This is a genomic window from Paraburkholderia sp. RL17-368-BIF-A, assembly GCF_046054045.1.
Classification (GTDB): Bacteria; Pseudomonadota; Gammaproteobacteria; order Burkholderiales; family Burkholderiaceae; genus Paraburkholderia; species Paraburkholderia graminis.
The window spans coordinates 249,371-261,923 of the sequence record NZ_JARESN010000003.1; the positions used below are offsets into that span (position 1 = coordinate 249,371).

A 12,553-nucleotide genomic window follows, 5' to 3' on the forward strand; every position below is an offset into this window, starting at 1 on the left:
TTGCACGCAGACCATGCCCCGACGTCCCATTTCGCCTTCCATGAAAATAGCGCTTTTGCTCACCTGGAAAACCGATGCAGCACGAACAACACTTGATCCCCGGTATCAACAATGGCCTTAAGGCGCAGCCCCCGCGGACGGCAGCGTGAAGTGAAAACGCGCCCCGCCGTGCACGGACAGATTGTCGGCCTCGATGCGTCCGTCATGCGCGTCGATGATCGAGCGGCATATCGGCAAGCCCATTCCCATCCCGCCTTCCTTCGTCGTGAAGAAACTTTGGAACACGCGATCCATATGTTCGGGCGCGATGCCAGGACCACTGTCCTCGATAGCGCAATGCAGCGTGCCCGCGTCCGGTGCATTGGTGCGAATTGTGATCCTCCGCTCGGGGCTGCCGGTCTGCTCCATCTGCTGCATCGCATTGACCACGAGGTTGACGATCACCTGCTGCAATTGCACGCGATCGGCGCGCACTCGCCTCACGCCCGGCGCAAGTTCGAGCGAAACCTGGACGTCGCGCGTCTGGATCTCACGGCGCAAGAAAACCAGCGCCTCGTCGATGAGCAGCGCAAGCGGTTCGAGCGTGTATTTAGGCCCGCGCCGCAGCGCCATCCCGCGAATCCGGCCGATGATGTCGACGGCCCGCTGCGCATCGGCGGCGATGCGCTGGTTCGTGTCCCGCACCTCGTCCAGTTCGGGCACCGGCCGGTTCAACCAGCGCTCGCTGACCTGGCAATTTATCGCGATCGCAGCGAGCGGCTGGTTGAGTTCATGCGCGATCGACGCCGTCAATTCACCCAGCATCGAAATGCGCGCCGCATGCGCGAAATCCGCTTGTAGCCGCTGCAGCATGTCCTGGGCACGAACGCGCTCGGTCAGGTCGACGAGGCTAATCAGCGCGATCCCCAGGTCGTCGACGGTGCGCGGGCGCGCGACAGTCAGCAGAACGTCGATGACGCGCCCGTCGAGCGTCGGCAGCCGGGTCGTTTCCTGGAACAGCATGTCCCCGCGATAACGGCTCTCGAGCGCGCGCCGCAGCGTATCGGGACTCTCCTTCCAGACCCACGGCAGCGGACCAAGCAGCGCGCGCCGTTCGGTCGCGCCGAACATCTGAAGCGCATGGTCGTTTGTCTCTTCGACGACAAGCGTGTTCTTCGCGCGCTCGAGCCAGTCTGCGTGGTCGCTGATATATGCCGACAGATCGTCGACACCTTGCCCGCGCAGTTCGGTCAGCATCGCGGTCAACGGCTGCGCCTCGATCTGCCACAGCCCGACCGGTATATCGCGAAAGAGGCTGCGATAGCGTTGCTCGCTGCGCGCAAGCGCGGCGTGCGCCTGCTTGCGTGTCGTGATGTCCATCAGCGCGCCGACCAGCCGCCTTTGACCGGGCCCATCGGCCACCACGTGCGCCACGACCTGCAAGTGACCATGCGAGCCGTCCGGCATCGACAGCCGATGCTCGATGTCGAACGCCTGGCCGTCGCGCGCGGCGCGATCGAACGCCGAGCGCACGAAGGCAAGATCGTCGGGATGGACGCGATCGAGCATCAACTGCAACGTCGGCGTGATGCTTGCGTCGTAGCCAAAGATACGGAAACTCTCTTTCGACCAGAACATCGCATCGCCCGTCACATCCCAATCGAAGCTCCCCGTGTGACTCAACTCCTGGGCGGCCGTCAACAGCGCTTCCGCGTGTTGAAGATCGGCGTATAGCCGCAACGTTTCGAGCGACAGCGCCGCCTGCGATGCCAATAGCCGCAACACGGCTGTTTGCGCCGGCGAGAATACGTCCACCGTCAGCGTGTTTTCGAGGTACAGCACGCCGATCAGCCTGGTCAGTTTGACGAGCGGAAGACACAGGATCGAGCGGCAGTCATGCGCGCGAATGTACTCGTCCTGTGAATAGGGGTTGGGCGCAGTCACGTCGTCGAGCATGAGTATGTCCCGGGTCCGCGCGACATAGCGAAGGATGGACATAGGCAGATCGGCGGCGCTCGGGCGCGATTTCGGCAAACGCACTGCCACGGTATTACCGACTGTCTCGGCTTCCGCTTCGATGCGCAGTTCGTCGCCGCGCGCGAGAATCAGCAGCCCGCGGTTTGCACCGGCGTGTTCGAGCGCGAGCAGCATCAGCTTGCGAATCAGCTCGTTCAGATCCATGCCGCTAAAAATGGACTCCGATACCTTGACGACAGTCGCGAGGTCCAGTTGTTCTACCGATGTCGCAACCGACCCTTCTTCGTCGACCAGTTCGGCTCTTAACTGCGGGTAGATACTTTCCAGTTGACGCACCTTGCCTTGTGCGCCCCAGCGTTCGTAGCAGGAGCGCGCATCGGCCAGATAATGATCGGCAAGCGTCGCGCGAGCTCGCGAGGCGTGAAATCGCGCGGCCAACTCATTGGCCATCGCCTGATTCTGAATGAAGCCGTGCACGCGGGCGAGCCGCAGCGCGTCTTCGTAATGGCGCATGGCGTCGACGTCGCGACCGTCGATGCGCGCCAGTTCCGCCAGAACCAGCGAATAACGGTTTCCGTAATTCGCGGGGCAATGTCGCGCCCACATTTCAAATTTCTCAAGCTTCTCGGTGATGACCTGCCGATACGCCTGCTGCTGGCCGGCAGACGCGTCGGCATAAAGCGCGCTCAGTGTGAGCACATGAAAAAAGTGAAACGTGGGCTCGATCGCCAGCGCCATCACGGAACTGAGGACCGCTTCGGCCATTGCCGCAGCGTTCAGTGCGTCGGCATAGCGGCCATCGAGATACGCGAGCATCAGCTTGATGATGTGATAAACGCCGATGCCGCAGCCGAAATTGGATTTGACGATGGCCTCGCAACAGGCGGCTTCGTCGAAGTGGTCGTCGTTGAGCGTGAGCATTCCGCTCGACAGACCTCGCAAGCTCGCGACGAACTGCTGCTCGATACGAATCGTTTCATGAACCGCGTCGTTATGACTCTCGAGCATGAGCGTCGCGTATCGCGCCGAATGCGCGTGCATGTCCTTGAGCGCGTCGCCTTTTTCGATCGACTGCCATACAGCATTGAACGCGAGATTGCCGGCGAACACCAGGTCGCCCACTTCCATGCAGGCAACGGCCGCCTGTTCAAACACCGGGAGGTTCTCGTCGATGTGACATCGCCAGAAATTCACATGACTGCAATACAGATGAAGCAGCTTTCCGTACAGGCGGCGATTGCCGAACTTTTCGTTCAGACGCAACGACATTTCGGAGAACTGCACGGCAGCCGGGATATCGCCGATGCGGGAAACCAGCATCAACGCAAAATTGCCGTACGCGAAACTCGAGTTGTCGGTATTGCCATGACGCAGCGAGAGATTGACCGCCTTCAGCGTGAACAGCGGATAAAAGACCGGACGCGCGGCGAACGCGCACGGCATGGCCTCGACAAGCAGATTGATGACCGCGCGGCTCGCCGGGTCTTCGGCCACGGGCGCGTCGACCAGTTCTTCAGTCGGACGGCCCGCCTGGTTGATGGGCACCTCCAGCAACGCGTCGTCGACGGCCGCGCGGAGCTCATCGTCAGCCTCCGGAAAAACGATACCGAAGTCACGCAGCGCCGCTAGCGCGGCGGCGAAGCTCTCGTTGTACTTTCCGGCGAGCTGATATAACTCCATCCGCAGACTGAATACTTTGGCCCGATCGAGATTGTCATGCGCCCTTTCGAGTACTAGATCGGCTACGGCGTCCGCCCTGGCGAAATCGCCAACCAGGTACTCGCATTCCAGATACGCGAGATAGAGTTCCAGCGTGCTGTCGTAACGCTCGTCCCACGCGGCGTCCGAGAGCAGCGCGACGCCCTGGGCGAGATAGCTTCGGGCCGACGAGTACGCCGTCGAACTCATCGCGCGCTTGCCTGCAATCAGGTTGAGTGCCGCGGCTTGCTCGCGCTCCGTCTTGCTCTGTATTAAAGCCGCACCGCGATTGAGGTGATTGACGATGTCGAAAATCGCCTCGTGAAGCGCCTCGGGCGGAGTATGCGAGGCGAGCGCTCGGCCGATTCGCAAATGCGCCGCGGGCCGCTCGCCGGCGGGAATCAACTCATACGCGGCTTCCTGCACGCGGTCGTGAGCGAACACATAGTTCGAGCCCACGCGAAACACCAGTCCGCTGCGTATGGCTTCCCACATGCGGGCGTTGGTGACCTCCTCCGCTTTGTCTTCCGCTTTGTCCTGCACCCATGTCAGCGCGGTGACATCGGCCACATTGCCGAGGCACGCGAGTTGTCCCAGCACGTCACGTGTTTCGGCGGACAAGCGGCCGAGCTTCGCAGCCATCAGGTCGGCGACGTTGTCGGTATAGCCCTTTGCGCGGATGCCCGGCAAATCCCACGTCCATACCGCGGCGCGATGATCGAAGCGGATCAAGCCTTCATCGTGCAGCGCGGTCAGAAACTGGATCGTGAAAAACGGATTGCCGCCTGTCTTCTCATGCACCAGTTGCGCAAGCGCCTCGACCGGTGCGCCGTCGCAGTGCAACGCATCGGCAGCAAGCTGCGCGATGCTTCGCGCGTTCAGCGGCTCGAGCACGATCTGCTGCACGTTGCCGGCCGCGCTACGAATCGAATCGAGCGTGCGCGCAAGCGGGTGCGACGCATCGACTTCGTTGTCGCGGTATGCACCGATCAGTAAAACATGGCGCACCTCGGGATGCGTGACGAGATGCTCCAGCAGTTCGAGTGTTGCGGTATCGAGCCATTGCAGATCGTCAATGAATAGCGCGAGCGGATGCTCGGCCCGCGCGAACACACCCAGGAAGCGACGGAACACCCAATGAAACAGGTTTTGCGCATCTTGCGGCGGCAGATTCGGAACGGGCGGCTGCTCGCCGATGATGAGCGCAAGCTCGGGAATCAGATTGACCATCACCTGCCCATTCGGCGCGAGCGCCTCCATCAACTGTTCGCGCCAGGGCTCGATCTCCGTGTCGCTTTTGCTGAGCAGATCGCGCAAGAGCCACTGGAATGCCTGCGCAAAGGTGGCGTACGGAACATCTCGCTTGTACTGATCGAACTTGCCGGCAGCAAACAGCCCGCGCGGCGGCACCAGCACTTTGTGCAGCTCGTTGACGACCGACGATTTGCCGATGCCGGCATAGCCCGCAATCAACACGAGTTCGGTCGCGCCGCCCGCGACGATTCTCTCGAACGCGTCGACGAGGTTCCCGATCTGCGCCTCGCGCCCATAAAGTTTTTCGGGAATCAGCAGACGGTCCGATGCATCGTGCAAGCCGAGCGCAAACGGCGCAATCGAATGATTCGTGCCCCACGACGCAAGGCACGCACGAAGATCCGCTTCGACGCCCGCCGCGGTTTGATAGCGGTCTTCCGCGGCCTTGGCCAGCAGTTTCAGCACGATGCGCTCGACAGGCTCGGGAATGCCCCTCGCCCGCTCGCCTGGCGGCGGCGGCCTGCGCGCGATATGACAATGGATCCATTCCATCGGGTCGGATGCCGTGAACGGCAGCGAACCCGTAAGCATTTCGTACAAAACGACGCCGAGCGAATAGAGATCGCTGCGGGTGTCGATCGAGCGATTCATTCGCCCCGTCTGCTCAGGCGCCATGTATGCAAAGGTGCCCGCCACGACTTCCGGCGGTATGGGCGGCTGATGCTCCTGCGGCAATTGCGAAGCGATGCCAAAGCCGGTAAGACGCACGCGATCGTTGCTATCGACCAGCACATGCGCCGGCTTGATGTCTTTATGTATGAGACCGCATTGATGAACGCGGCCGATGACCTTTGCGAGGTTGACGGCGATACGCAACACACGCGCCAGTTCGAGAGGACGGCGCAAGATGCGCCGCAAAGGCTCGCCGCCGTCGTCGTCGAGAACCAGCATGGGCGGCTCGCGGCGCGGGTCGAGCGCGAGCGGATGCGCCGCCCAGCTTGCATCGAGGAACGGCGCCAGACGGTACTCGTGCACGAGGCGCGCGACACTGCGCGAAGTCGGCCGCGCGGCGACCAGCGCAAGCATCGTCACGGCATGACTGGCTTTCCTCGCCCGATACAGCGAGAAATCGCCGTCGTCGTGTAATGGCTCGAGTTCGTACCCGCTGAGGATCACGCCGCCTCCTGTCGTCGAGTGCGCCGAACGGACAGGAACGGAGCCAGCGCGGGACCTTGCGCGCCCGATCAGCCAACAACATCACGCTCGCGATCATTGAGCGACCATTCTTGTACGAATAGACAACAAACGCAAAGCAAAACTTACGGTTGCACGCGCAACGGCGACGCCCCACCAACCGCGCTCCGCGTCGCCGCATTCGAATCTTTCAGCCTGTAATGCACCGATTCAACGCAGTTTCGCGACGGTGCCTTCGTCATAGCACGATGGTGTGGCAAGCCATACCATCGTGTGATGGACTGGCCTTCCGACTCGCGGTTTCATCTACTCATCGCAGCGGTCTGAGCGGTGCACAACGACCAACCCGGCAGAACTGCTAACGATCGATGCAGCCCGCGTTGCTGCACACAAAATGCTCGCTCATATCGATTCATAACGATTACTTCGATCTCGTCGGCGTCGCCTCCAGGAGTCGCATCATGGACCATCTTGAAACCATCCGTATCTTCGTGAAAGTTGCCGATACATCGAGCTTCAGCCGCACCGCGGAGCACTTCGCCGTGACCACAGCCGTCGTGACGCGACGCGTCGTCGCGTTGGAGAAACGTCTCGACGCCCGGCTCTTCCGGCGCACGACTCGACACGTCGCATTGACCGATGCCGGCGCGACGTTTCTGGAAAGCGCGCGCCGTATTCTCGACGACATCGACGAGGCCGAAATGGCCGTTGCCGGTCAGGAGCGCCGCGCCTGCGGCGTGCTTAGGATCGCGTCTCCCGTTGCGTTCGGGCTGCGGCACCTGAGTCCAATCCTGAAGTCGTTCCGCGACGCCTATCCGCTCGTCATGCCGCATGTGGCGCTGTGCGACGACACGATCAACCTGGTCGAAAGGCGGGTCGATGTCGTGATCGTTCCCGAAGTGGAAGCCAGCGGCAATTCGCTCGTCACCAGACGGTTCGCGTCCAGTCCGATGCAGCTCGTTGCATCGCCAATGTATCTGCAGCGGCACGGCGTACCGGCCACAGTGGCCGCGCTGAACGATCATGTGGTCTTGCAGCATTCAGGCAAGCAGTTCTCCGAATGCCTGCGCCGGCTCGAGCGGCTGGGCGATGGCCGCTGTCATCCGGACAGCCTGATCATGTCGAACAGTCTCGCGATGCTGCACAAGATGTCCGTGGACGGTCACGGCATCGCCGTGCTGCCGGCTTATCTGGCCGAGCCGGATATCGACAGCGGTCTGCTCGTCAATGTGCTGCCAGGCATCGACATGCCGCGTCTCGACCTGTCGGTCGCGTTCGAAACGCGCCATAACATGCCCGCAAGAATTCGCGCGTTCATCGACTTCATCGTGAATCACTTCAACATCGACGACATCGCGACAGCGCCGCACGTCGCTCCCGTCACGGTGCGAAAAGCAGCCACGCCGCCTTGCATGGCGCGCGCCATCCATCATTCGTTCGACGCGGTCGGCTCGCCGGTCTATGACTGAATACGACTGAGCGCGGCTATTCACCCGCCAGCCGCGAGAAACCGGTGTATCTGCCCCACGACAGCCGCGCCCTCGCCCACCGCCGAGGCGACGCGCTTGGTCGAACCCGAGCGAACGTCGCCGATCGCGAACACGCCCTCGATGTTCGTCTGCAACGGCATCGTCGACGCGCCGGCTTCTTCCAGGTCGGCGCCGGTCAATATGAAGCCGCTGCTGTCGAGCGACACCGCGCATTGATCCAGCCAGCCCGTATTGGGTTCAGCGCCGATGAAAACGAACAGGTGATGCGCCGTCATGCTTCCTTCGATGCCGCCGGCACCACGGTAGTGCACGCGCTCGAGACGCGCATTGCCGTCGAGCGCGGTCAGTTCCATCCGCGTATGAAGCGTGAGGTTCGCGAGCGACGCGACACGATCGGCGAGATAGTGCGACATGCTGCGAGCGAGGGTCGCGCCCCGAATGAACATGTGCACATGTTCCGCGTGCCCGGCGAGGAACACGGCAGCCTGTCCCGCGGAATTGCCGCCGCCCATCAGCACGACGGACTCCTTGCGGCACAGCCTCGCCTCGATCGGCGTCGCCCAGTAATAGACGCCGGAGCGTTCAAAGCGCGAGAGGTTCTCGACGGAAGGCCGGCGATATTCAGCGCCGCTCGCGATCACCACCGTGCGCGTGGTAATGCGGCGGCCGCCGATCAGTTCGACGACAAGCGGTTGCCTGTCGCAATGCAGTGCGCTGACCTCGCACGGGATTCCGATATGCGCGCCGAACTTCTGCGCCTGGACCAACGCGCGGCCCGCGAGTGCCTGCCCGGAGATGCCTGTAGGAAAGCCCAGATAGTTCTCGATGCGCGCGCTTGTGCCGGCCTGCCCACCGGGCGCGCGGCAGTCGAGCGCCGCCACCGACAATCCTTCGGACGCCGCATAGACTGCTGCTGCCAGGCCCGCCGGACCCGCGCCGACGATCGTCACATCGTAGACATGCGTCGGATCGAATTCCGGAATGAGGCCGAGGCACGATGCCAGTTGCCCTTCATCGGGGTTTCGCAACACCGTGCCGTCCGGACAAAAGATCAGCGGGAAGTCGTCGGGCTGCGGCGTCAGTCGCTCTAGCAACGCGATGGCTTCCGCGTCCTGCTCGCTATCGAGCGTCATGTTGGGAAACGCGTTGCGCCGCAAGAAATTCTGCAAGGCGGCCAACTGCGGATGGCGCGACGAGCCGACGAGAACGACACCCTGTCCCCGTTCGATGACGAGCACCCGCCGCAAGATCAGCGCGCGCATGATCTTTTCGCCGAGGTCGGCTTCGCTCACCATCATCGCGCTAAGCTCGGCGGGCCGCACGAGCACGGCTTCGACATCTTCGAGGACATGCGCGTCGACCACGGCCAGCTTGCTCGATAGCTGCGTGACGTCAGAGGTAAATTCGCCGCGCTTCGTGTAGGTGTGAATCACGCGTTCGTGGCCGAGGCCGTCGCGGCCGACTATCCGGACCTTGCCTGACAGCACGACGAACATTCCTGGGCAACGGCTTCCGGCACGGTAAAGCAAGTCGCCCTTGACGTAGCGCGACACGCTGCCAAACCGCCGTATGCTGTCGATCTCCGCAGCGGAGAGGACCGGAAACATCTGGTTGTAGCGAGGATGGTCGCGCACCGCAGGGTCGTCGGCGAGCGCCTCGTCATCAACGCGGCTCGTGTTCTCCGTCACTTCGCGGGCGGGCGCCTTGCCTGGCGACTCTGGCTCGTTGCTCATTGCCGAACCTCCTTGACCGGCCGGCTGGCGCCCGCGTGGCGAGGCTGCGCGCCGTCGCGGCAGGCAGGCGGCAGCGCGGGCAAATCACGCCCTGCACCCGCTAGGCCCGCAGGAGCTTGATCAGTTCTCTGGCAGCCGGGCCAGACGAAGCCGGATTCTGGCCTGTGATCAGCCGCCCGTCTACGATCGTATATACCGACCAGTCCGGGCCTTTTTCAAACAGGCCGCCCAGACGCTTCAGCTCGTCCTCGACCAGGAACGGTACGACCGCGGTAAGCTGCACAGCCTCTTCTTCGCTATTGGTAAAGCCCGTGACACGTTTTCCTTTGACGATGGGCTGCCCCTGATACGTGACGTTGTTCAATACGGCCGGCGCGTGACAGACGGCGGCGACCGGCTTGCCGGCGTTATAGAACGCCTCGATCAAGGCGATCGAGTTTCTGTCTTCCACCAGGTCCCACAGCGGGCCGTGCCCGCCCGGATAGAAGACCGAATCGTAGCCGTCGGAGCTTACTTCGGACAGCTTGACGGTGTTGGCGAGAATTGCCTGGGTGGCAGCGTCTTTCTTGAAGCGCTCCATGGAATCTGTCTGGTTGCCGGGCTCGTCGCTTTTGGGGTCGATCGGCGGCTGGCCGCCTTTGACGGAAGCCACGGTGACCTCCACGTCGGCATCGACGAACGCATAGTACGGAGCCGTGAACTCTTCGAGCCAGAAACCGGTCGGCTTGCCGGTGTTTCCAAGCACGTTGTGCGAAGTCAAAACCATCAAAACCTTCATTGTCAGTCTCCGGTTGATTGCGAGGACATGCCTGTGCGACGGCTGGGCGGACACCGGTAACGCTACGCCCAATCGCGGCGGCACACCATACGCACAACGCATGTCGGGCGACCGCCGTTCGATTGTTCAATCAATACCTACGTATGGCGTTCCCGGTCTGTGCGGTTGCACAGGACCAGTACTTCGTCTTCAGCGCCCGACTGAAGTGGCTCAAGTGCCAATATGCAAAACCGTCTACAAAAATCTGGCGATAAGCGGGACGGTTGCTTACTATACGAACGTATCCGCGTCGGCTTAATGCAACCAGTTCTGGATGAGCAAGCGATGAAACATGACAATGCGATGGGTGCAAGGGAATCATTGTCGGACTCGCTTGTTTATGTGGTCGACGACGATGAATCTATTCGGGGCGCACTGACTTCTCTGCTCACTTCCGTCGGCATCAAGGTACTGGCGTTCGAATCGGCGGACGACTTTCTGGCCGCGGAAATGCCCGACGTTCCCAGTTGCCTCATTCTCGACGTTCGGCTGCGAGGCACGAGCGGCCTCACGCTGCAACAGCATCCATTCCGGGAGAGCGTCCCGTTTCCGGTTATTTTTCTGACCGGGCACGGCGACATCGCAATGTCCGTGAAGGCGATGAAGGCAGGCGCTTTTGACTTCATGACAAAGCCGTTCAAGGATCAGGACCTGATCGATACGATCGCCGCAGCGCTGAAGCGCGATGGAGAACTAAAGCGTCAGGCGAAGATCGTTGCGGGCATCCGTCAAACGTACGAATCGCTGACTGCGCGCGAGCGGCAAGTCATCAAACTGGTCGCCGATGGACTGCTGAACAAGCAGATCGCGGGCCAGCTTTCTCTGAGCGAAGTGACAGTCAAGATCCATCGCGCGCAAGCGATGCACAAGCTGAATGCACGCTCAGTGCCTGACGTCGTGAGGAAGCTACAGCAAGTGGCGCCTCTGCACTAGGAGCGGCTCGACAAACCGGCCGGGCCTATCGCACTGCCCTTACCTCTTCCTCAATCACGACGAATGCGCTCAGGCTAATACACACTGTCATCCGGATCATTCGAACGTCTTATTGCTGCTTCGCCCGTTGGCCTGTAAGTTGCAAGAAGAATCAGCTTGTTCGAATCCGTGTCCGTGCTCTGTGGATTCCTGATGAAATCAAAGCGCTCTCCTGCAACTATTGCAGTGGTGGACGACGACGAATCCATCCGGATGGCGATATCCAATCTGCTTCGTTCGGCGAACTGGCACGCTATTGTTTACGAGTCCGCCAACCATCTTCTGGTCGATGCGTCGCGGTCGCAGCCGAATCTGGTTATCGCCGATATTCACATGCCCGGCATGGACGGCTTTGCGCTTCTTGAGTCGATCAAACTATGGCAACGTCCAAGCCCCGTCATTTTTATTACGGCTTACGCGACTCAACAGTTATTCGAAAAAGCGCAAGCGAGCCGAGCCGCCGGTTTCTTCTCAAAGCCAGTGGACGGCGTGCGGCTACTCGCGCTGATTGGTGAAATACTACAGACGTAACCTTGCTTTTATCGCCGCCATCATCACGTCAGCCCTTTGTCCCGTGTTTCGATCAGTACGGGACAAGGCGACCGGTCGATCACTTCTCCGCTGATCGACGGATTAGCCCAGCGGCGCAGCCGTGACAGATGGTGGTGCCCCATCACGATGACCTCGGCCGCCAGCAGCCCGGCTTGTTCGATGATGACGCCGGCCGGAGGATTTCCCGCGCGAAGGTGCTGCTCCACGATCAGATTGTGGCCGGCAAGCTGCCCCGCTGCTGTGGCGAGGACGGATCGCGCAAACGATGTCTGCGCGCTTGCGGGCGGATAGGTCAGGCCGTCGGGCGCGATACCGCTTTCGCTGCCGGGAGGCAGTGCATAAGAAGGATCGATAACGCAGAGAAGATGTACGGTCGCGCGACCCGGCGACGCGACGCGCCGCACCAGGTCGATGACATTCGCACTTTGAAGCGTGCCGTCCAGCGGCACCAGAAGGATATTGAACATGGTGAGCCTACCCATCGAAGATCAGATTCACACGCGGGCTCCGTCGCCACACGAAGTCAATTTCCGGGCTCGTAGACCGTGAGCCGGTTGTCCACGCGATGAACGCCTCCTACGTTTTCCGCTGCTGTTCCGGCCGACTCGATTTGCGCCTCATCGGGCGCAGTTCCCGCAAGCGTGATGACGCCGCCGTGCGCCAGCACGTTAATGTGCGAGGAGTCCAGCCCTTTCACTTTCGTGAGCGACTTGCGCACGGCATGGCTCAAAGCGCGATTGTCGGCTCGAAGCTGCTTCTTGCTCGGAGCGTCTGTGCTGACGGACGACGAATCCGCAGCCGAAGTACTCGGTATACCGCCAGGCAAAGCCATCGTAAAAGCGGCCACGGCCGTCATGGTGAAGATCAGTACTCGGGTTTGCATGTCA

Annotated in this window: 8 protein-coding genes; 3 read left to right on the forward strand and 5 right to left on the reverse strand. The window is 61.4% G+C overall.

Features of this window, described 5'->3' with window-relative positions; all coding sequences use genetic code 11:
• Positions 1–117 precede the first annotated feature (117 nt).
• On the reverse strand, positions 118–6,084 hold the full coding sequence (locus tag P0D87_RS07090) for an ATP-binding sensor histidine kinase (RefSeq protein WP_053858294.1): 5,967 nt from the start codon (positions 6,082–6,084) through the stop codon (positions 118–120).
• A gap of 479 nt (positions 6,085–6,563) precedes the next feature.
• Here P0D87_RS07090 and P0D87_RS07095 point away from each other — a divergent pair, with 479 nt between their 5' ends.
• Positions 6,564–7,571 carry a LysR family transcriptional regulator gene (locus P0D87_RS07095; RefSeq protein WP_035570432.1) on the forward strand — a complete coding sequence of 336 codons (1,008 nt, stop codon included), beginning with the start codon at positions 6,564–6,566 and terminating at the stop codon, positions 7,569–7,571.
• A 20-nt stretch (positions 7,572–7,591) separates the two neighbouring features.
• Here P0D87_RS07095 and P0D87_RS07100 read toward each other — a convergent pair whose 3' ends face one another.
• Both P0D87_RS07100 and P0D87_RS07105 read right to left on the reverse strand, forming a co-directional pair.
• Positions 7,592–9,325: an FAD-dependent oxidoreductase gene (locus tag P0D87_RS07100; protein ID WP_053858296.1), complete on the reverse strand. Its 1,734-nt coding sequence runs from the start codon at positions 9,323–9,325 to the stop codon at positions 7,592–7,594.
• A 100-nt stretch (positions 9,326–9,425) separates the two neighbouring features.
• Positions 9,426–10,103, reverse strand: a complete 678-nt coding sequence (locus tag P0D87_RS07105) for a type 1 glutamine amidotransferase domain-containing protein (RefSeq protein ID WP_006052667.1) — start codon at positions 10,101–10,103, stop codon at positions 9,426–9,428.
• A 324-nt stretch (positions 10,104–10,427) separates the two neighbouring features.
• On the opposite strand from P0D87_RS07105, the gene P0D87_RS07110 reads away from it, so the two are divergent.
• Positions 10,428–11,075 carry a response regulator transcription factor gene (locus tag P0D87_RS07110; RefSeq protein ID WP_053858297.1) on the forward strand — a complete coding sequence of 216 codons (648 nt, stop codon included), beginning with the start codon at positions 10,428–10,430 and terminating at the stop codon, positions 11,073–11,075.
• A gap of 156 nt (positions 11,076–11,231) precedes the next feature.
• Positions 11,232–11,645: a response regulator gene (locus P0D87_RS07115; protein ID WP_149029180.1), complete on the forward strand. Its 414-nt coding sequence runs from the start codon at positions 11,232–11,234 to the stop codon at positions 11,643–11,645.
• 23 nt (positions 11,646–11,668) lie between these two features.
• On the opposite strand, the gene P0D87_RS07120 is transcribed toward P0D87_RS07115, so the two are convergent.
• Positions 11,669–12,133: a universal stress protein gene (locus P0D87_RS07120; protein ID WP_053859051.1), complete on the reverse strand. Its 465-nt coding sequence runs from the start codon at positions 12,131–12,133 to the stop codon at positions 11,669–11,671.
• A 56-nt stretch (positions 12,134–12,189) separates the two neighbouring features.
• Positions 12,190–12,549, reverse strand: a complete 360-nt coding sequence (locus P0D87_RS07125; RefSeq protein ID WP_029970799.1) for a BON domain-containing protein — start codon at positions 12,547–12,549, stop codon at positions 12,190–12,192.
• Between the last annotated feature and the right edge of the window lie 4 nt (positions 12,550–12,553).